Consider the following 18894-nt stretch of genomic DNA (forward strand, 5'->3'; position numbering starts at 1 on the left):
TCTCATGAGTGGTCTTCACCGGCGCGAGCTGCTGCATGGCCTCGGCATGGCGGGCGGCGCGTTCGCGCTGAGCCGCTTCGTTCCTGCCTGGGCGCAAAGCGGCACGTCCGGGCTGGTTTCATCACCAGGAGCACTGACTGGCGAGAATATCGCCCTCACCGTCAGTGAAGGGCATTTCTCGACAGGCGGGCGATCCGCCCATGCCGTGATGATCAATGGCACTCTGCCAGCCCCGCTGATCCGGCTGAAGGAAGGGCAGAATGTCCGCCTGCATGTCACCAACCGGCTGAAGGAAGATACCTCCATACACTGGCACGGGCTGATCGTGCCTTTCCAGATGGATGGTGTCCCCGGCATCAGCTTTCCCGGCATCCGGCCAGGCGAGACCTTCATCTACGATTTTCCGGTGCGGCAGTCGGGCACCTATTGGTATCATAGCCATTCGGGCATGCAGGAGGCGGTTGGCCATTATGGCCCGATCGTCATAGATCCTGCCGGTCTGGACCCGGTTCAGGCTGACCGCGAACATGTGATCGTCCTGTCCGACTGGAGCCCGCTCCATCCCCACATCCTGCTCAAGCGGCTGAAGCAGATGAGCGGCTATTTCAATATGCAGAAGCAGACGCTGGCCGGTTTGCTCGCGGGCAAGGACCAGAGTGCAAGGGATCGCCTGCGATGGGGCGCAATGCGCATGGACCCCACCGACATATCGGACGTGACGGGATCGACCTACAGCTTCCTCGTCAACGGGCATGGGACGGCGGAAAACTGGACGGGCCTTTTCACGCCAGGTGAGAGGGTTCGCCTGCGGATCATAAATGCATCGGCGATGACGAACTTCAATGTCCGGCTGCCCGGCCTGCCGATGACCGTAGTGCAATGCGATGGGCAGCATGTGCAGCCAGTCGAAACGGACGAGTTCCAGATCGGCGTCGCAGAAACCTATGATGTCGTCATTCGCCCCAATGAGGCGCGGGCCTACGGCTTGATCGCGGAAGCGATCGACCGGTCATGCCTCGTGCGCGCGACATTGGCGCCGCGGACCGGCATGATCGCGGAAGTACCTGAACTGAGACAGCGCCCACTGCTGGGCATGAAGGATATGGGCATGGACATGTCCGGTATGGATATGGGCCATGGCGGTGCGATCGGCTACGGCGACCCTGCCACTGAAGGCAGGGCTGGGCATTCCATGAAGATGCGGGACAAGTCCGTCGCGCCGCAGGTCCGCATGGGTCCCGGCGTCGCAACGCTTTCGCCAATGCCCATGGACCGGACTGCCGACCGCCCTACGGGTCTGGAAGATGTGCCCCATCGGGTGCTGACCTATGCCGACCTAAAATCGCTGCTGCCGCACAGGGACCGGCGGCCACCGACACGCACGTTGGACATCCATCTCACCGCGAACATGGAACGCTACATGTGGTCCTTCGATGGGGTGAAGCTGTCCGACGGTGCGGAACCCATCGCGTTCCGTCACATGGAGCGGGTGAGGGTGAACCTCATCAATGACACGATGATGCCGCATCCCATCCATCTTCACGGCCATTTTTTCGAGCTGGTCACGGGCGCGGATGAGCATAATCCGCTCAAGCATACGGTGAACGTACTGCCCGGTGGCAAGGTCAGCTTCGACCTGACGACCGACGCCTTGGGCGACTGGGCATTTCACTGCCATATGCTGATGCACATGCATTCGGGCATGATGCGGGTGGTGACGGTGCGTCATGAGGGGGGGGCGCCATGAAATACGCCCTCGCGGCCCTGCTGCTGCCAGTCGCACTTCCAGCCCATGCGCAGCAGATGGATCACAGCCATATGCATCATGGCGGCATGGAGCAGGCTCCGGAGGCGAAGGACAATCCCTCTCCAGACATTGCCGATCCTCATGCGGGCCATCTCGCCGTTCCAGCCACACCTAAGGGGACAGCCCCGCCACCGCCAAGCGATCATGCCGCTGACGCATATTACAACCCTGCCGAAATGGCTCGCGCCCGGGCCGCCATGCGCAGGGAAAATGGCGGCATGACCTTCTCGCAATTGATGCTCGACCGCCTTGAATATCGCCTGGGCCAGGGCGCCGACGCCTACCACTGGCAGGGTGAAGGCTGGATCGGCGGGGACATCAACCGCCTCGCGTTCAAGACGGAGGGCGAGGGGGAGGTCGGCGGTAGGCTGGAAGAGGCGGAGGTCCAGGCGCTTTACAGCCGCGCGATCGATCCATGGTTCAATCTCGAAGCCGGATTGCGGCATGACTTTCGTCGCGGGCAGGACCGAAGCTATGCTGTGATCGGCATAGATGGCTTGGCTCCATATTGGTTTGAGGTCGGCGCGCAGGCATTCCTGTCCGCCAAAGGGGATGCGCATCTCCGGCTGGAGGCAAATTATGATCAGCGCATCACCCAGCGTTTGATCCTGCAACCGGCCGCCGAAATGAACTTAGCCGCGCAGAATGTGCCTGAACTTGGGCTTGGATCAGGATTGTCGGACGTCGAACTGGGTCTACGGCTGCGCTATGAATTTGCCCGCGAATTCGCGCCCTATATTGGCGTGAATTGGGAGCGGAAGCTTGGCAAGACCGCCCGGATCGCGCGCGCCGGGGGCGATGATGCTTCCGGGACGAGCTTGGTGATGGGCATCCGTTTCTGGTTCTAGCCTAAAGCTTCAACCCGCCGACGTGGAACGTCTTGGTCCCAAGATATTCCTCGATCCCCATATGCGCGCCCTCGCGGCCAAAGCCTGACATCTTGACCCCGCCAAAGGGCGCCATCTCCATCGATATGCCGCCCGTGTTCAGCGCGACCATGCCAGCCTCCAGGCGCTCGGCCACGCGAAAGGCGCGATGCAGGTTCTCGGTGTAGAAATAGCTGGCAAGGCCATAGCTGGTGCCATTGGCGATTTCGATGCCTTCATCTTCATGGGTGAAGCGGAAGAGGGGTGCTACGGGTCCGAAAGTCTCTTCGTCCGCCAGCCGCATGTCGCGCGTCGCTCCGGTCAGCACCATGGGCGTCGCGAAGCGCTCGCCCTTCGCGCCTTCCGGCGCCTGGGCATAGATTTTGGCGCCATGGTGCAGAGCGTCGTCCACATGCTCCTTCACCTTGTCGACGGCAGCGCTGTTGATGAGGGGCCCGATCGTGGCACCTTCCTGATCGCCGGGCGCGACCTTGAGGGCGGAGACCGCCTTGGCCAGCCGCTCGGCAAACGCGTCGTGAATGCCGTCCTGCACCAATATGCGGTTGGCACAGACGCAGGTTTGCCCTGCGTTGCGGAACTTGCTCGCCATGGCGCTCGCGACGGCGAGGTCGAGGTCCGCGTCATCGAACACGATCAACGGCGCATTGCCGCCAAGCTCCAGGCTTAGCCGTTTCAAGGTGCCGGCGGATTGCTGCATCAGTTGCACGCCCACGCGCGTAGAGCCGGTAAAGGACAGCTTCCGCACGATCGGACTCGACGTCATGACCCCGCCGATAGCTTTTGCATCCCCGGTGACGATGCTGAAGACGCCTGCGGGAAAGCCCGCCATTTCCGCCAGCTTCGCCAGGGCGAGCGCGGAGTAGGGCGTCAGTTCGGACGGCTTGATGACGACCGGACAACTCGCTGCGAGGGCGGGGGCGCATTTCCGCGTGATCATCGCGGCGGGGAAGTTCCACGGCGTTATCGCGGCCGACACACCCACCGGTTCTTTCATGACCAATATGCGGCGATTGGTTTCGGGTGCTGGTATGATGGCTCCATCGACCCGGCGTGCTTCCTCCGCGAACCATTTTATGAAGGTCGCGGCGTAGCGGATTTCCCCCTCTGCTTCGGCCAGGGGCTTCCCTTGTTCAGCCGTCATGATCCGTGCGAGGTCCGCGATATTTTCCAACACAAGCGCATGCCAGCGTTCCAGCAGCGCGGCGCGGTCATTGGCCGTGCGCGCGCGCCAGGCAGGATAAGCCCGCTCAGCCGCCAAAATGGCCGCGCGCGTATCCTCTTCACCGCAATCTGGGACCGTGCCGATGACCGCCCCGGTCGCAGGATTGTCGACGGGCACGGTCGCGCCGGATTTCGCACTGATCCATTCGCCGCCTATGAAGGCGCGGTCGGTCAGCAATGCGGGATTGTCGAGCGAAAGGGTCATGGATGCCTGCACCGCTGAGAGGAGTTTCTGGCGTCAGTAACGGCTCAGGGCCGGAAAATCTCCGGCCATAACGGATGCGGAACCTGCAAGCGGCGTCATCCGTTCAGCCCGCATCTGTTTATAGTGAAGGATTTCATCATGATCCGCCTGGCAATCATATCGCTGGTCATCGCGGCAGTGCTCGCGATCCTGGGTTTTGGCGGCGCTGCCGGCACCTTTGTCGGCATCGCCAAGATACTGTTCTTCCTTGCGATCGCGCTGTTCGTGATCTTCCTCGTTCTGGGCCTGCTGGCTGGAAAAGGGATCAAGAACGCAATAGATTGATCGCATGATAGAGATTGGCGCTGGAATCGATGAAACGGGCAGGCTGATACGGGACGAAGCCGGTTTCCTGCTCCAGCGCGATCTCGGCGGCACCTTTCGCCTGGTCCTCCTGCGCGTACCCGTCGATCATGTCGAAAAGCGCGTACGCGTGCAGGGCTATTATGCGGGCGAGGGAATAGTCGAGGTCGAAGGCGTCGCCGCCGCCTGAATTGCTTCAGCGGCAGCGATGATATGTCAGGCGGTCACGGGATCGCCGGGCGTGATCGGATTGTTGGTCTGCACGAAGCGTGCGCACGCACCTACGCCACGGTTATTTTCCAGCGGCAGGGCGGTTTCGCAATAGGCGCATTCAGCCATAAGGCGGCCGACGATCCACTGGCTCCGGCCGCAGCTGGGACAATGGTTGGCCTCGCCAAGATGATAATGAATGATATATCCCCTTAGGGCCGGGTCAAATGACTTGCCGGTCGCGAGGCTCGAAACTGGGCGCATCGTCTCTTCCTCCTCAGACATATATTATCGAGCACCCAGTGAAAAATATCATCGATATTTCAAAACACTGCGATGCGACGATTTAAGTCAGAGCGCGCGACCCGCTTTATTTCATGGTAACCCGCTCCGACTGCCAGAACGCGGCTACAGCTCAATGTATCCCGTGCCGTCGGACCCCGTCTATAATAAAGATTGGTGACATGTCTCATTTCGCGCCTTCGCATTGACTTGACGGGTGCAGGCGCTATGGCGGCGGCCATCAAGGGACATACCCGCTTCGGCCATCGGTTGGGGCGCATCCCGCCACTGTGAGGCCGCCATGATGTGGGGGCATGCGCCGGCGGAATGTCGTTATCCTCCTAGCCCCTTGGCCGGGCATTGCGAGGAGACGCACGACTCATGACCGCCATCGGACAGGATACTCTCGGCACGCGCGACACGTTGAAGGTCGGCGGCAAGGACATTGCCTACTACTCGCTGAAGAAGGCTGCGGCCAAGCTGGGCGATGTTTCGCGTCTCCCCTTCTCGATGAAGGTGCTGCTGGAAAACCTGCTCCGCTTCGAAGATGGCGTGACCGTCACTACCGACGATATCAAGGCGATCGTCGAGTGGCAGAATGACAAGGGCAAGGCCGAGCGCGAGATTCAGTACCGTCCGGCCCGCGTCCTGTTGCAGGACTTCACCGGCGTTCCCTGCGTCGTAGATCTCGCCGCCATGCGCGACGCGATGAACGCGCTCGGCGCCGATGCCAGCAAGATCAACCCGCAGGTGCCCGTCCACCTCGTCATCGACCACTCGGTCATGGTCGACGAATTCGGCACGCCCAAGGCGTTCGAGCAGAATATGGAAATCGAATATCAGCGCAACATGGAGCGCTACGACTTCCTGAAGTGGGGCAGCAAGAGCCTCGCCAATTTCTACGCCGTTCCCCCGGGCACCGGCATCTGCCACCAGGTGAACCTGGAAAATATCGCGCAGGCCGTCTGGTCAAGCGAAGGCCCCGACGGCGTTACCGTCGCCTATCCCGACACCTGCGTCGGCACTGACAGCCACACCACCATGGTGAATGGCCTGGGCGTGCTCGGCTGGGGCGTGGGCGGCATTGAGGCTGAGGCCGCCATGCTGGGTCAGCCCGTTTCCATGCTCATCCCCGAAGTCGTGGGCTTCAAGTTCACGGGCGAACTGAAGGAAGGCGTGACCGCCACCGACCTCGTCCTCACCTGCACCCAAATGCTGCGCGCGCGCGGCGTGGTGGGCCGTTTCGTCGAATATTTCGGCCCAGGCCTCGCTTCGCTGACTCTGGCCGACCGTGCGACGCTCGCGAACATGGCGCCGGAATATGGCGCGACCTGCGGCTTCTTCGGCATTGACGACAAGACGCTCGACTATATGCGCCTCACCGGCCGAACCGAGGAGAATATCGCGCTGGTCGAAGCCTATGCCAAGGAGCAGGGCTTCTGGATCGATCCTTCGGTGGAGCCGATCTTCACCGACACGCTCGAACTTGATCTGTCGACCGTCGTCCCCAGCCTCGCCGGTCCCAAGCGTCCGCAGGACCGCGTCTCGCTGCCGGAAGTCGATGACGTGTTCAATGCCGACATGGAGAAGGTCTACAAGAAGGCGCAGACCCGCGTTCCTGTCGAAGGCAAGGATTTCGACATTGGCGACGGTGACGTCACGATCGCCGCGATCACCAGCTGCACCAACACGTCGAACCCCGGCGTTCTGGTCGCTGCCGGCCTCGTCGCCAAGAAGGCGAACGAACTCGGCCTGAAGCCCAAGCCCTGGGTCAAGACTTCGCTCGCCCCCGGCAGCCAGGTCGTCACCGACTATCTTGAAAAGGCCGGGCTCCAGTCGCACCTTGACGCCATCGGCTTCAATCTGGTGGGCTATGGCTGCACCACCTGCATCGGCAACTCCGGCCCGCTGGCCGAGCCGATCAGCAAGGCGATCAACGACAACGGCCTGGTCGCCGCTGCCGTCATCTCGGGGAACCGCAACTTCGAAGGCCGCGTGTCGCCCGACGTGCGCGCCAACTTCCTCGCCTCGCCGCCGCTGGTCGTCGCCTATGCGCTCAAGGGTACTGTGGTCGAGGATTTCATCACGACCCCGATCGGCACGAGCAAGGATGGTCAGGCAGTCTATCTGAAGGACATCTGGCCGACGAACGACGAAGTCGCCTCGACCATGGCGGGCTGCATGGATCGCCAGATGTTCCAGGCGCGCTATGCCGACGTCTACAAGGGCGATGCCCACTGGCAGGCGATCGACGTGACCGGTTCGGCCACCTATAGCTGGCGCGCCGGATCGACCTATGTCGCCAACCCGCCCTATTTCGAGGGGCTGACCATGACCCCGGCCGCGGTCACCGACATTGTCGAAGCCAAGCCGCTGGCCATCTTCGGCGACTCCATCACCACCGACCATATTTCGCCCGCCGGTTCGATCAAGGCGACCTCGCCCGCAGGCAAGTGGCTGTCGGAGCATCAGGTCGCCCAGGCCGACTTCAACAGCTATGGCGCGCGCCGTGGCCATCACGAAGTGATGATGCGCGGCACCTTCGCCAACATCCGCATCAAGAACCTTATGCTGGACGGCGTCGAAGGCGGCATGACCCGCTATGAAGGCGAAGTCATGCCGATCTATGACGCAGCGATGAAGCACAAGGCGGACGGCACCTCGCTGGTCGTCATCGGCGGCAAGGAATATGGCACCGGATCGTCGCGCGACTGGGCGGCGAAGGGCACCAACCTGCTGGGCGTCCGCGCCGTCATCGTCGAAAGCTTCGAGCGTATTCACCGTTCCAACCTGGTCGGCATGGGCGTGCTGCCGCTGCAGTTCAAGAATGGCGAGAGCAAGGACACGTTCGGCTTCACGGGTGATGAGACCTTCACCATCCAGAATGTCGCTGGCCTGAAGCCGCGCCAGGACGTGGAGGTGATCGTGAAGCGCGCCGATGGCTCGACCTTCACCTTCACGGCTCTCTGCCGCATCGACACCGTGAACGAGCTCGAATATTTCATGAATGGCGGCATCCTTCAGTACGTCCTGCGCAAGCTGGCCGCCTGATCCGCTGCAATGCCGAGCTAAGACGAAAGGCTCTCTCCGGCAGGAGGGAGCCTTTTGTATGTCGAGATGGGCTGCAATTTCCTGCGCCGAAAACTCTTAACTGCTCACCCGCACACCAGTAAGACGCACGCCGAAAGGACCGCATGGCAATCATCGTGGAAATCGTCGGCTGGGTGGGCGCTGTCCTGGTCCTGGGCGCTTACATCCTCGTCTCGATAGGCCGCCTTTCTGGCGGATCGGCGCTTTTCCAGTGGATGAACGCGTTGGGCGCCGGTTTCTTCGTGCTGAACACCTGGTGGCACGGCGCCATACCTTCGATGGTGCTGAATATCGTCTGGAGCGCGATCGGTTTTGCGGCGCTCTGGCGCATCTGGCGCGCCAAGGCGACAGATAGCCGATAGGAGGGTTATCGGCTCCTCAAGAAAGCCTGGGGTGGCGAGCGTCCGTCCAATCCGTTAGGCATCCCATCAGCAATGAAAAAAGCACTCATCGTCCGTCATGTGCCGCGAGAGGGAGCGGCCGGGTTTCTCCAGCCGATCGAAGCCGCAGGCTTTCAGATCGAGAGGATCGACGTAGCGAGCCCTGAATTTGCCGATGTCGATCTGTGCACGCCTGACCTGCTGATCATGATGGGCGGGCCCATGGGCGTCTATGAGCATGACATCCATCCGTGGATTCCGGTGCAGGTCGGCAAACTGGCCGCGCGGCTGGAGCAGGATCTTCCAACCTTGGGCGTCTGCCTTGGCAGTCAGATGATCGCGGCAGCACTGGGCGCACGGGTCTATCCCGGCGAGGTGATGGAACTAGGCTTCGCGCCTGTCACTCTAAATGGGGCAGGGGCCGATTCGCCCTTGAGGCACATCCGGGATGTGCCCGTTCTCCACTGGCATAGCGATACCTTCGAATTGCCGCGTGGCGTCGAACTGCTGGCATCGACGGGTGCCTATGCGCATCAGGCTTTTCGGCGCGGACGCAACCTTCTGGCGCTGCAATTCCATGCCGAAATGGGCGAAGACCCGCGCTTCGATGACTGGCTGACCCATTTCTGGGCGGACCTCGACGTGGCTCGGCAGTGCGGCGTGGCGCTGCGCCGGGACCATGACGAACATGGTCCTGCGGCCGTCGCAGCGGGCCGTGCGATGATCGGTGATTGGTTGGCCCAGCTGAAGGCCTGACCAGTCCAGCCGCGTCAAAACTCCCAGCGTCAAAATTCTACGTCGAGTTCCTCCACCTCGTCAGGCTCCTTGCGCGCGTCATCGATCCACTCGCGCATCAGGTCCCAGCTGTTCACCGTATCGCAATAGGCAGCCGCTGGACCCTGCAACTTCACGGCATAGGTCAGGAAGCGCTGCACGACCGGCGCGAACATCGCATCCGCCACGGTGGGGCTGTCGCCGAACAGCCATGGCCCGCCATAGGACCCAAGACATTCGGTCCAGATCGCCTCCACCCGTTCGATGTCGGGCTTGGCGCCAGAGAAGATCGGGAATTTCTTGTGCCGGACCTTGAGGTTCATCGGCAAGGCGGATCGCAGGTTCGCAAAACCGGAATGAATCTCGCCCGAAACCGACCGGCAATGCGCGCGCGCGATCCGGTCCTTCGGGTACATGCCGGCGTTCGGATAAAGCTCATGCAGATATTCCGCGATCGCCAGCGTGTCCCAGACACTAGCCCCTTCATGCGTCAGTCTCGGCACCAGAACGGACGGCGTCAGCAGCAGAAGTTCGGCGCGGTTTTCCAGATTTTCCAGCGCCACCATCTTCTCCGTGACGCGCAGCCCGGCCAACCGGCACAGCAGCCAACCTCTCAATGACCAGGAGGAATAGATCTTGCTCGATATCGTCAATTCCGTAGCGGCCATGGCGATCCTCCCGATATTCCCACATTTTTCCATCAAACATGATGCAGTGCAATACGCAAAAACAGTATATCGAACGGAGGGGGCCGAATCGGCCTGGGGGAACATTTTGGGGCGCCGTTCATATTATGACGATGCTGTACACTGGCTATCAAGCTCTTGAAGACATGCTGGCTCCGGCTCGTTTCGGTGCTGAACTCGCCTTGGGTCTTCGGGACAAAATGGGACCGGTAGCCGATTGGCCCATGCCCCGCCGCGTGTTCGCGCTCATGGATGTGTTCCAGGGGGCGCGCCTCACCCACAAGCGGCCGTCCTACGGAATAGACGAAGTCCGTAGCGGCAATGCCCTTGTTGCAGTGCGGGAAGAAGTGCTGCTCGACCTGCCTTTTGGCAATCTGCTGCACTTCGCCAAGGATGATGTCGAAACAGAACAGCCGCGCATATTGCTCGTCGCTCCGATGTCCGGCCACTTCGCGACACTGTTGCGGAGCACCGTTCGGACGCTGTTGCGCGACCATGACGTCTACATCACCGACTGGAAAAATGCGCGCGACGTGCCTTTGTCGGCCGGACGGTTCGGGTTCGACGATTATGTCGACTATGTGATCACCTTCATGCAGGAACTGGGGCCGGGCGCGCATATGCTGTCGGTCTGCCAGCCCTGCGTGCCCGCCTTCGCTGCTGTCGCGCTGATGGCGGAGGATGACGACGCGGCCACTCCGCGTTCCATGACCTTGATGGGTGGGCCGATCGATCCGCGCGCCGCGCCTACCGTGGTCAACGAACTGTCGAACGAGCGTCCGATCCAATGGTTCGAACGAAACCTCATCACATCGGTCCCGCTACGCTATGCCGGTGCGGGCCGCCGCGTCTATCCCGGTTTCCTGCAGCTATCCGCTTTCCTGTCGATGAATTTGGAGCGCCACGGCGCCCAGCATCGCGAGCTTTACCAGCTTCTGGCGGACGGGAAGGAAGCAGAGGCAGCGAAGATCAAGGATTTCTATCAGGAATATTTCGCCGTCCTCGACATGACCGCCGAATTCTACCTGGAAACTGTCGATCGGGTATTCCAGCGGACCCTGCTGGCCAAGGGCGAACTCAAGCATCGCGGCCGCCCGGTCAATCCCGGTGCCATTCGGAAAACGGCGCTGCTGACCGTTGAGGGTGAAAAGGACGATATCTGCGCGGTCGGGCAAACCGCGGCCGCCCATGCGCTCTGCACCGGGCTGCGCCCCCACTTGAAACGTCATCACCTGCAAATCGGCGCGGGTCATTATGGCGTCTTCTCGGGCCGCAAATGGGAAAAGGAAGTCTTCCCGCAAGTCCGCAACATGATCCTGGCGATGAACTGACGCCGCTTCAGGCGTTATCTTCCGGACGTGTCCATATCCAGGTGCCGCCGATCAGCGCGGCCGCCAGCGGCATGAGGAACCAGGGAAAGGGCGCGAGGAGCAGCGCCAGCAGGGCGCTGAACGCGAAAGCCGCCAGCGCCGCCCGCTTCCCCTTCCGGCTGATGGCGCCCTTGTCCCGCCAGCGCCGGATATGCGGTCCGAAATGGGAATGATCCAGCAGTCTCGCTTCCAGTGCCGGGCTCGACCGGGCAAAGCAGAATGCCGCCAATATCATGAAGGGCACCGTAGGCAGCAGAGGCAGGAAAATGCCGATCGCACCTAAGCCGAGCGATAGAAACCCGGCGGAAAGATAGAGCGTCCGCCGCATCAGGCCGCTGGCAGACGCAACCGCATGAGGAGACCGCCCAGGTCCTCGCTTTCCTCCATGCTGATCGACCCGCCATAAATTTCGGCCACATCGCGCACAATGGCGAGGCCAAGACCGGTGCCCGGCTTTCCTGAATCCAGCCGCACGCCCCGGTCGAAAATGCGGGTACGTTCCTCTTCGGGAATGCCCAGGCCGTCATCTTCAACCAATATCTCGACCATGGACCCAGCGCGGTTGACGGTGGCAAAGACGCTGCCTCCGCCATATTTCGCGGCATTTTCGATGAGGTTGCCAAGCATCTCGTCCAGGTCCTGACGCTCCACCCGAACCGCGACCTCCTTGTCGCCATCCATGTCGATCCGCGTTTCGGGATAGAGGCGCTGCACGGCGCGCTCGACCGCCTGCAAGCTCGCCCATACCTCCGCGCGGCTCTGCGCGGCTCCGCGCCGCCCGACGGCACGAGCGCGGGCGAGATGGTGATCCACCTGACGCCGCATCGTCGTCGCCTCGCGGATCACGGTCTCGCCCAGGTCGGCCGACTGGGCCGTCGCCGCATTCATGATGACGGTCAGCGGCGTCTTCAGCGCATGAGCAAGATTGCCCGCATGGGTTCGCGCCTCTTCCGCCTGCCGCTCATTATGGGCGAGCAGCGCGTTCAGTTCCTCGACCATCGGCAACACTTCGGATGGCATGGGATCGGTGACGCGGTTCTTTTCGCCCGCACGCATCCGCACGATCTCCTTGCGCACCCGGCGCAGCGGCCGCAATCCATAAAGCGTTTGGAGGGTCGTCAAAACGATCAGGCCAAGCGCCAGCAGCGCGAAGCTCTGCGTCAAGGTTGATCGCAACGTCCTGATCTGATCATCCAGCCCCGCGCGGGCGGCGGCGACCATGAACATCCACCGCGTATCGGAGCCCGGCAGGACGATGGTCCGTTCCATGATGCGCAAATCCTCGCCCGGAAACTGCTTGCTGTCATAGGCGTGGAAGCTGCGATCATCATGCTCGGGCAGCACCCTCAGCGCGCGGTCCCACAGCGAACGTGACCGCCAATCCTCATGCCCTTTGGCGCTGATCTGATAATAAAGGCCGCTATTGGGCTCCAGAAAGCGCTGGTCGGCGAGGGGGCGATTGAACAGCACTTCGCCATCCGGGCCGATCTCGGCCGACGCGATCATTGCGGTCAGCACATAGTTGAGGCCATCGTCAAAATTGCGGGTGATGGCTTGCGACAGCACCCGATCGAGCGCCAGCCCGCCGCCCAGCAGCAATATGCTGATCCACAGCGCCGCAATGCCGATCATGCGGCGGCTGATCGACCCGGTGGAACGAACCGGGGGAGGGGCACTGGACTCGCTCATTGGTAATTGCCGGAACCTCCCTGTCCGTCCGCCACGAGGGTGTTGAAGGTTCTACCTTCTTGCGGGAAGTAAAGCGCGCAATGGGTTCGATCAGGGGAATAAGCCGTCCGAACCCGCGAAGGATCAGCGGCCCGGCTCGTCCAGACTGTAGCCCAGGCCGCGTATCGTCGTGATCACGTCCGCGCCCAGCTTCTTGCGGATGCGGGTGACGAACACTTCAATCGTGTTGGAATCGCGATCGAAATCCTGGTCGTAGATATGTTCGATCAACTCGGTACGGCTCACCACCTTCCCCTTGTGGTGGAGAAGGTAGGACAGCAGCTTATATTCTTGCGCGGTCAGCTTCACCGGCTCGCCTTTCAGCGTCACCTTGCCCGAACGCGTGTCGAGCCGCACATCGCCCGCGATCAGTTCGCTAGACGCGTTGCCCGAAGCACGACGGATGAGCGCGCGCAGCCGGGCGATGAGTTCCTCGCTTTGGAAAGGCTTGGCCAGATAATCGTCGGCGCCCGCGTCCAGCCCAGCGACCTTGTCGGACCAGCTGTCCCGTGCGGTCAGCACCAGCACCGGGAAGCTGCGCCCTTCCTTGCGCCACCGGTCGAGCACGGTAAGCCCATCGATCGTCGGCAGGCCAAGGTCCAGCACGACCGCGTCATAGCTTTCCGTCGCGCCAAGGAAATGTCCGTCCTCGCCATCGGTCGCGAGGTCCACGGCATAGCCCGCGCCCTCCAGCGTGTTGCGGAGCTGTTGCCCAAGGCTTGGTTCATCTTCGACGATCAGCAGACGCATATGGCTCCGTTTCTTTGTATTTTGCCCTTTGGCGCGTCAGTGCGCCCTGCCCATTATATTGCCCGTGCGTCCATCCGCATCAACCCAAACCACCTTGCCGTCCTTCACATATTTCAGCCGATAGCGGTTCGAAGCGGGATTGAATTCCGCGCCAAGGTAGGTTGCGCCACCCATGTCCGCGTCGACCCGCCGCTTGATGAGGGAAAATGGCATGGTCTGCCCTTCCAGCATCGCTCGGCGCGCGGCATCCTGTTCGCCGCGCTGACCGGCCTCGGCATAGGAGGGTACGGCCACCATCGCGGCGATGGCGGCCATACCGGCAATCAGGCTGCTAAGCTTCATCGTCATGTGGCATGCCATAGGCGATAAGCATTGAACAGGTGGTGAATGGTGCTGTCAGCGGGGCGACAGGCTACCGGATCAGCGTTCCAGCGCATATTGGACGGTGAGCGTCACCGACGATCCCACCTGGCCCGGCTCCACCGGCGTCGCTTCGGCTGCGTCTGCCTTGAAACGGGTGGTGAGCATTGGCATGGGCGGGCGGCCACCGCTGTTGTTTTCCGAGATCGAAATGAGCCGTGCCGAGCGATAGCCCGCCGCCTGCGCATAGAAGTCGGCCTGCGTCTTGGCGCTCTTCAAGGCTGCCGCGCGCGCCTGAGCCAGCATCGGGGTCGGGTCCTCGATCGCGAACGACGGCCCGCTGACATTGGTCGCGCCTGCTTCGACCAGCGTGTCCAGCAACTGTCCGGTCTTCTTGATGTCGCGCAGCTTGATCGTCACCTGGTTCGACGCTTCATAACCGATGAAGCGCGGCCCGGCGGGCTGGCCGTTCTGATTGCTGTAGTCATATTGGGCGTTCAGGTTGATGCCGCTGGTCTGTATGTCCTTCTTGGCGATCCCCGCCTTGGCGAGGGTGGCGATCAACCGGTCCATCTTCGCCGCATTTTCCCGCATCGCCTGCGCAGCAGTCGGCGCACGTGTCTGAACGCCAGTGCCGACCACCGCCTGATCCGGCGCGGCTTCCACCGTCTCGGTGACGTTCAGCGTCACCACGGGCGCCGTTTCGGCAATTGTCACATTGGTCTGCGCGACGGCCAGGGCGGGAATCGAGACAGCGGCAGCGGCGGCCATCAGGGCCAGGGCGGACTTCATGAGCGTATCTCCTTGAAAAAGCGATGCAGCTCATTTGTAACGGCTGCGATGAATGGGGGCTGACGCGCGTTGAAAACATTGAGGCGGCATGTGGTTCCACGCGCTCTTGCCCCGGCGCGTTGGAAGTCCTAGCTGCACGGCCATGGCCGCACCCATATTCTCGTTCGAAAATCTTGGTCTCAGTCAGGGCTCCCACTGGCTTTTCCGTCACCTCGACATCTTTGTCGGGGAGCGGGATCGGCTGGCACTGATCGGCCGCAACGGCGCAGGCAAGACGACGCTGCTGAAGCTCATCGCCGGGCAGGTCGAGCCTGACGAAGGGACGCGTTCCGTTCGACCAGGCGCGCGCGTCATCATGCTGGAGCAGGACCCGGACGTCGCAGGCTTTGCCACCCTGCGCGATTTCGCGCTGGCAGGCCAATATGCGCCGCCCGCGCATGAGGTGGAGGCGATCGCCAGCCAACTCGGCATTGATCTCTCACGCGAAGCAGCGACCGCCAGCGGGGGCGAGCGCCGCCGCGCCGCCATCGCCCGCGCGCTCGCCAGCGAGCCTGACCTTTTGCTGCTGGACGAGCCTACCAACCATCTCGACATCGACGCCATCGACTGGCTGGAAGGATGGCTCGGCCGCTATTCGGGCGCCTTCATCGTCATCAGCCATGACCGCGCCTTCCTGACCCGGCTCACGCGGCAGACCTTGTGGCTGGATCGCGGCTCGATCCGGCGTAATGAAATCGGCTTCGGCGGCTTCGAAGAGTGGATGGAAGCGGTCTATGCCGAAGAGGCGCGTGCCGCCGAAAAGCTCGACGCCAAGCTCAAGATCGAGGCGCATTGGCTGGAGCGCGGCGTCACCGCCCGGCGCAAGCGCAATCAGGGCCGCCTCGCCAAGCTCTACGAGATGCGTGAACAACGCGCGGCAATGGTGGGGCCGCAGGGCGTCGCGAAGATCGCGGTCGCTGCCGACGACAGCAAGACCAAGAGCGTCATCACCGCCGAGCATGTGACGAAGAATTTCGGAGATCGCACCGTCATCAAGGATTTCTCGCTGCGCATCCAGCGTGGCGACCGCATCGGCATCGTCGGCGGCAACGGCGCGGGCAAGACCACGCTCTTGAAGCTGCTGACGGGTGAACTCGCGCCGGATAGCGGCGTGATCAAGCAGGCAAAGTCGCTCGACATGATCTTCATCGATCAGCAGCGCAGCCTGATGCAGCCCGACAAGCGCGTCCGCGACGTGCTTGCGGAGGGCGGCGACTGGATCGACGTGCGCGGGTCACGCAAGCATGTCCACGGCTATCTCAAGGAATTTCTGTTCGACCCCTCGCTTGCCGAGGCGCGCGTCGGCACCCTGTCGGGCGGCGAGCGGTCGCGCCTGCTCTTTGCCCGGGAATTCGCCCGCGAATCGAACCTGCTGGTGCTGGACGAGCCGACCAACGATCTCGACCTTGAAACGCTCGACCTGCTGCAGGAAGTGATTGCCGACTATGACGGCACGGTCCTGATCGTCAGTCACGACCGCGACTTCCTCGACCGCACGGTCACGGTGACGCTTGGTCTTGATGGATCGGGTCAGGTCGACGTCATCGTCGGCGGCTATGCCGACTGGGTCGCCAAGCGCCAGCCCCGGAACGGACCCCGCCCGGAAAAGAAAGCGCCTGCCGCTCTCCCGCCGCCGAAGACGGCATCGACGAAGCTCAGCTACAAGGATCAGCGCGATCTCGACATGCTGCCCCAGACGATCGAGAAGCTGGAGCAGGATATCGCACGGGATGAGGAGGCACTCGCCGACCCATCGCTCTACACGCGCGATCCCAAGCGGTTCGCCGCCCTGACGAAAGCGATAGAGCAAGCCCGCGCCGACAAGGACGCAGCGGAGGAACGCTGGCTGGAACTGGCCGAAAAGGCCGAAGGCCTGAGCGGCTGAACAGGAGGGGGCGACCATGGCGGCGGTGGAAGGATCAGCTTCAGGCGCACTTGAGCATGCGCGTGCGCACCATGCCGTCCATTATGTCAACCGCGTCGGCTGGCTGCGCGCAGCGGTTCTGGGCGCGAATGACGGTATCGTCTCGACCGCCAGCCTGCTCGCCGGTGTCGCTGCGTCGGGTGCTGCGCGCGACACGATCCTGCTGTCGGGCATAGCCGCTCTATTCGCGGGCGCGATGTCGATGGCGGCAGGGGAATATGTTTCCGTCAGCGCGCAGTCGGACACGGAGCGGGCCGACCTTGCGAAGGAAAAGCATGCGATCGCGCAGCAGCCAGAGGTGGAATGGCAGGAACTGCGCAACATCTATGTGGAACGTGGCCTGACACCCCAGCTGGCGGGAGAAGTCGCGCGGCAGCTGATGGACGCCGATGCACTGGCGGCCCATGCCCGCGACGAACTGGGCATTTCGGAGATCAGCACGGCTCGTCCGGTGCAGGCGGCGCTGACGTCGGCCGCCACCTTTTCGGCAGGAGCACTTGCGCCCCTTCTTGCAGCGGTCGCCAGCCCGTCTTCGCTGGCCTTGCCAGTCATCGTGCTGGCGTCGCTCCTGTGCCTTGCACTCCTGGGCTATGCGGGCGCGCGGCTCGGCGGGGCGAACACAGGCCGTTCCCTCATGAGGGTGCTATTCTGGGGTGTGCTCGCCATGGTGGTCACGGCGGGTGCGGGCAGGCTTTTCGGCGCGGCGATATAATGGCAAGGTCCGCGCCATCCGGATTCTCAAGGAGATGATCATGACTGCTATCCAGCAAATTCCGCTCAAGACGATCAAGGGCGCCGACGCCAGCCTGGCCGACTATGCGGGGAAGGTGGTCCTGGCTGTCAACGTCGCCTCCAAATGCGGCCTCACCCCGCAATATGAAGGGCTGGAAAAGCTGTACCGCGACTATAAGGACAAGGGGCTGGTGGTCGCCGGATTCCCCGCCAATGATTTTGCGGGCCAGGAACCGGGCAGCAATGACGAGATCGCTGAATTCTGCACGACCAATTTCGGGGTCGAATTCCCGATGTTCGAAAAGATCGTCGTGACAGGCCCGGAAAAGCATCCGCTCTACGCCGCCCTCACCAGTGAGCAGCCCAAGGCTGACGGCGATGGCGATGACTTCCGCGAAAAGCTGCGCGGCTACGGCATGACGCCGACGGAAGAGCCCGAAGTGCTGTGGAACTTCGAAAAATTCCTGATCGCCAAGGACGGCTCGGTCGCCGCCCGCTTTGCACCCGGCACCACGCCCGACGATCCGGCCCTGGTTTCCGCGATCGAGGCTGAACTCGCGAAATAGGAAGCGAGCATCCGGGCCGGCGCTGTTGACCCTGCCGGCCCGAATGTTTTTATTTGGCTAATTGCTTCATGCTTTCGCCTGCCACCGCTTTCCAGCAAATCGGCCCGGTGCTGGAAACGCTCAGCATCGTCGGCATTTTCGTGTTCGCCGCATCCGGCGCTTTGGCCGCCGCTCGCTTGGGTCAGACGCTCGTCACCTTCGCTTTTTTCGCGCTGGTCACGGGGGTAGGGGGTGGCACCGTGCGCGACCTGTTGATCGGCGCGCCGGTCTTCTGGGTGCATGATCCGGTCCCGGCAATAACCTGCATGGTCGCGGCCCTGCTCATCTGGTTCACGCCGCGCCGCTTTTGGAGCGACCGGGCGCTCGACTGGCTCGACGCGATAGGCCTTGCCGCCTTCGCCGTGTTCGGAGCCGCCAAGGCGATGAGCTACGGCATCCCGCCGTTCGTCGCTGCGATGATGGGCGTCGTCACCGGCTGCGTCGGCGGCATATTGCGCGATCTGCTGGCGCATGAGCCCTCCATCCTGTTGCGCCCGGAACTTTATGTGACCGCCGCCGCCTTCGCCTCCGGCCTGTTCGTCATGCTACGCTGGTGGGGTCTGGATGTCCCCGTTGCTGGCCTGATCGCAGCCGTTCTAGGCTTCCTGCTTCGCGCAGTCGCGATCTGGCGAAGCATCGGCCTGCCCACATATCGAGGTGGCCGGTGAGGAGAGAATGACGGTCAGAAGAAGCGCCATGGGCGCGACCCG

The 18894-nt window shown here is 62.4% G+C and carries 19 protein-coding genes and 1 pseudogene; 12 read left to right on the forward strand and 8 right to left on the reverse strand.

Annotation, left to right across the window (positions count from 1 at the left end):
* Positions 1-4 precede the first annotated feature (4 nt).
* Both NCHOL11_RS05090 and NCHOL11_RS05095 read left to right on the forward strand, forming a co-directional pair.
* A complete protein-coding gene (locus tag NCHOL11_RS05090; protein ID WP_097091349.1) occupies positions 5-1747 on the forward strand; it encodes a copper resistance system multicopper oxidase in 1743 nt (580 codons plus the stop codon).
* Complete coding sequence (locus NCHOL11_RS05095) at positions 1744-2655, forward strand: copper resistance protein B (RefSeq protein WP_097091350.1); 912 nt, start codon at positions 1744-1746, stop codon at positions 2653-2655. The genes NCHOL11_RS05090 and NCHOL11_RS05095 overlap by 4 nt, the downstream gene beginning before the upstream one ends.
* A gap of 1 nt (position 2656) precedes the next feature.
* Here the strand turns inward: NCHOL11_RS05095 and NCHOL11_RS05100 are convergent, their stop codons facing one another.
* Positions 2657-4120: an NAD-dependent succinate-semialdehyde dehydrogenase gene (locus tag NCHOL11_RS05100; RefSeq protein ID WP_097091351.1), complete on the reverse strand. Its 1464-nt coding sequence runs from the start codon at positions 4118-4120 to the stop codon at positions 2657-2659.
* 138 nt (positions 4121-4258) lie between these two features.
* Here NCHOL11_RS05100 and NCHOL11_RS05105 point away from each other — a divergent pair, with 138 nt between their 5' ends.
* On the forward strand, positions 4259-4444 hold the full coding sequence (locus NCHOL11_RS05105) for a DUF1328 domain-containing protein (RefSeq protein WP_062120434.1): 186 nt from the start codon (positions 4259-4261) through the stop codon (positions 4442-4444).
* Positions 4445-4448: 4 nt separating this feature from the next.
* Positions 4449-4652, forward strand: a complete 204-nt coding sequence (locus NCHOL11_RS05110; RefSeq protein ID WP_097091352.1) for a DUF5818 domain-containing protein — start codon at positions 4449-4451, stop codon at positions 4650-4652.
* Between the two features lie 26 nt (positions 4653-4678).
* Here the strand turns inward: NCHOL11_RS05110 and NCHOL11_RS05115 are convergent, their stop codons facing one another.
* On the reverse strand, positions 4679-4957 hold the full coding sequence (locus tag NCHOL11_RS05115; protein ID WP_255254720.1) for a hypothetical protein: 279 nt from the start codon (positions 4955-4957) through the stop codon (positions 4679-4681).
* A 378-nt stretch (positions 4958-5335) separates the two neighbouring features.
* On the opposite strand from NCHOL11_RS05115, the gene acnA reads away from it, so the two are divergent.
* The 3 genes from acnA (at position 5336) to NCHOL11_RS05130 (ending at position 9180) form a co-directional block, all read left to right on the forward strand.
* Complete coding sequence (gene acnA, locus NCHOL11_RS05120) at positions 5336-8005, forward strand: aconitate hydratase AcnA (protein WP_097091353.1); 2670 nt, start codon at positions 5336-5338, stop codon at positions 8003-8005.
* 143 nt (positions 8006-8148) lie between these two features.
* On the forward strand, positions 8149-8406 hold the full coding sequence (locus NCHOL11_RS05125; protein ID WP_097091354.1) for a CBU_0592 family membrane protein: 258 nt from the start codon (positions 8149-8151) through the stop codon (positions 8404-8406).
* 72 nt (positions 8407-8478) lie between these two features.
* Entirely contained in the window at positions 8479-9180 is a 702-nt protein-coding gene (locus tag NCHOL11_RS05130) for a glutamine amidotransferase (RefSeq protein ID WP_097091355.1), read from the forward strand.
* Between the two features lie 29 nt (positions 9181-9209).
* On the opposite strand, the gene NCHOL11_RS05135 is transcribed toward NCHOL11_RS05130, so the two are convergent.
* Positions 9210-9866 (reverse strand): glutathione S-transferase, encoded by a 657-nt coding sequence (locus tag NCHOL11_RS05135; RefSeq protein ID WP_097092741.1) that lies wholly within the window; start codon positions 9864-9866, stop codon positions 9210-9212.
* A 125-nt stretch (positions 9867-9991) separates the two neighbouring features.
* Here NCHOL11_RS05135 and NCHOL11_RS05140 point away from each other — a divergent pair, with 125 nt between their 5' ends.
* Positions 9992-11215 carry a polyhydroxyalkanoate depolymerase gene (locus NCHOL11_RS05140; protein WP_097091356.1) on the forward strand — a complete coding sequence of 408 codons (1224 nt, stop codon included), beginning with the start codon at positions 9992-9994 and terminating at the stop codon, positions 11213-11215.
* A 7-nt stretch (positions 11216-11222) separates the two neighbouring features.
* On the opposite strand, the gene NCHOL11_RS05145 is transcribed toward NCHOL11_RS05140, so the two are convergent.
* The 5 genes and pseudogenes from NCHOL11_RS05145 to NCHOL11_RS05165 all read right to left on the reverse strand — a co-directional run bounded on the left by NCHOL11_RS05145 (position 11223) and on the right by NCHOL11_RS05165 (position 14884).
* Complete coding sequence (locus tag NCHOL11_RS05145; RefSeq protein WP_097091357.1) at positions 11223-11582, reverse strand: YbaN family protein; 360 nt, start codon at positions 11580-11582, stop codon at positions 11223-11225.
* Positions 11582-12886, reverse strand: coding sequence for a sensor histidine kinase (locus tag NCHOL11_RS05150; protein WP_097091358.1), 1305 nt, complete (start codon positions 12884-12886; stop codon positions 11582-11584). Before NCHOL11_RS05150 ends, NCHOL11_RS05145 begins: the two co-directional genes overlap by 1 nt.
* A 180-nt stretch (positions 12887-13066) precedes the next feature.
* Complete coding sequence (locus NCHOL11_RS05155; protein WP_097091359.1) at positions 13067-13732, reverse strand: response regulator transcription factor; 666 nt, start codon at positions 13730-13732, stop codon at positions 13067-13069.
* Positions 13733-13768: 36 nt separating this feature from the next.
* A pseudogene (locus tag NCHOL11_RS05160) lies at positions 13769-14105 on the reverse strand (hypothetical protein).
* Positions 14106-14152: 47 nt separating this feature from the next.
* The gene (locus NCHOL11_RS05165; RefSeq protein ID WP_097091361.1) at positions 14153-14884 is read right to left on the reverse strand and encodes an SIMPL domain-containing protein; all 732 of its coding nucleotides are present in this window, start codon (positions 14882-14884) and stop codon (positions 14153-14155) included.
* A gap of 142 nt (positions 14885-15026) precedes the next feature.
* Between NCHOL11_RS05165 and NCHOL11_RS05170 the strand changes: the two genes are divergently transcribed.
* From NCHOL11_RS05170 to NCHOL11_RS05185, 4 genes are all read left to right on the forward strand, one after another.
* Positions 15027-16808 carry an ABC-F family ATP-binding cassette domain-containing protein gene (locus NCHOL11_RS05170; RefSeq protein WP_097091362.1) on the forward strand — a complete coding sequence of 594 codons (1782 nt, stop codon included), beginning with the start codon at positions 15027-15029 and terminating at the stop codon, positions 16806-16808.
* 16 nt (positions 16809-16824) lie between these two features.
* Positions 16825-17559 (forward strand): VIT1/CCC1 transporter family protein, encoded by a 735-nt coding sequence (locus tag NCHOL11_RS05175; RefSeq protein ID WP_097091363.1) that lies wholly within the window; start codon positions 16825-16827, stop codon positions 17557-17559.
* Between the two features lie 40 nt (positions 17560-17599).
* On the forward strand, positions 17600-18145 hold the full coding sequence (locus tag NCHOL11_RS05180) for a glutathione peroxidase (protein WP_097092742.1): 546 nt from the start codon (positions 17600-17602) through the stop codon (positions 18143-18145).
* Positions 18146-18213: 68 nt separating this feature from the next.
* Positions 18214-18852 carry a trimeric intracellular cation channel family protein gene (locus NCHOL11_RS05185; protein WP_097091364.1) on the forward strand — a complete coding sequence of 213 codons (639 nt, stop codon included), beginning with the start codon at positions 18214-18216 and terminating at the stop codon, positions 18850-18852.
* Positions 18853-18894: the final 42 nt, after the last annotated feature.

The sequence above is a fragment of the Novosphingobium sp. Chol11 genome, from assembly GCF_900218065.1.
Lineage (GTDB): Bacteria > Pseudomonadota > Alphaproteobacteria > Sphingomonadales > Sphingomonadaceae > Sphingobium > Sphingobium agri.

Bases quoted from the DNA above. Each gene is read 5' to 3' on its own strand.
- NCHOL11_RS05090 (WP_097091349.1), top strand. From the start codon at position 5: ATGAGTGGTCTTCACCGGCGCGAGCTGCTGCATGGCCTCGGCATGGCG.
- NCHOL11_RS05095 (WP_097091350.1), top strand. From the start codon at position 1,744: ATGAAATACGCCCTCGCGGCCCTGCTGCTGCCAGTCGCACTTCCAGCC.
- NCHOL11_RS05100 (WP_097091351.1), bottom strand. From the start codon at position 4,120: ATGACCCTTTCGCTCGACAATCCCGCATTGCTGACCGACCGCGCCTTC.
- NCHOL11_RS05105 (WP_062120434.1), top strand. From the start codon at position 4,259: ATGATCCGCCTGGCAATCATATCGCTGGTCATCGCGGCAGTGCTCGCG.
- NCHOL11_RS05110 (WP_097091352.1), top strand. From the start codon at position 4,449: ATGATAGAGATTGGCGCTGGAATCGATGAAACGGGCAGGCTGATACGG.
- NCHOL11_RS05115 (WP_255254720.1), bottom strand. From the start codon at position 4,957: ATGTCTGAGGAGGAAGAGACGATGCGCCCAGTTTCGAGCCTCGCGACC.
- acnA (WP_097091353.1), top strand. From the start codon at position 5,336: ATGACCGCCATCGGACAGGATACTCTCGGCACGCGCGACACGTTGAAG.
- NCHOL11_RS05125 (WP_097091354.1), top strand. From the start codon at position 8,149: ATGGCAATCATCGTGGAAATCGTCGGCTGGGTGGGCGCTGTCCTGGTC.
- NCHOL11_RS05130 (WP_097091355.1), top strand. From the start codon at position 8,479: ATGAAAAAAGCACTCATCGTCCGTCATGTGCCGCGAGAGGGAGCGGCC.
- NCHOL11_RS05135 (WP_097092741.1), bottom strand. From the start codon at position 9,866: ATGGCCGCTACGGAATTGACGATATCGAGCAAGATCTATTCCTCCTGG.
- NCHOL11_RS05140 (WP_097091356.1), top strand. From the start codon at position 9,992: ATGACGATGCTGTACACTGGCTATCAAGCTCTTGAAGACATGCTGGCT.
- NCHOL11_RS05145 (WP_097091357.1), bottom strand. From the start codon at position 11,582: ATGCGGCGGACGCTCTATCTTTCCGCCGGGTTTCTATCGCTCGGCTTA.
- NCHOL11_RS05150 (WP_097091358.1), bottom strand. From the start codon at position 12,886: ATGATCGGCATTGCGGCGCTGTGGATCAGCATATTGCTGCTGGGCGGC.
- NCHOL11_RS05155 (WP_097091359.1), bottom strand. From the start codon at position 13,732: ATGCGTCTGCTGATCGTCGAAGATGAACCAAGCCTTGGGCAACAGCTC.
- NCHOL11_RS05165 (WP_097091361.1), bottom strand. From the start codon at position 14,884: ATGAAGTCCGCCCTGGCCCTGATGGCCGCCGCTGCCGCTGTCTCGATT.
- NCHOL11_RS05170 (WP_097091362.1), top strand. From the start codon at position 15,027: ATGGCCGCACCCATATTCTCGTTCGAAAATCTTGGTCTCAGTCAGGGC.
- NCHOL11_RS05175 (WP_097091363.1), top strand. From the start codon at position 16,825: ATGGCGGCGGTGGAAGGATCAGCTTCAGGCGCACTTGAGCATGCGCGT.
- NCHOL11_RS05180 (WP_097092742.1), top strand. From the start codon at position 17,600: ATGACTGCTATCCAGCAAATTCCGCTCAAGACGATCAAGGGCGCCGAC.
- NCHOL11_RS05185 (WP_097091364.1), top strand. From the start codon at position 18,214: ATGCTTTCGCCTGCCACCGCTTTCCAGCAAATCGGCCCGGTGCTGGAA.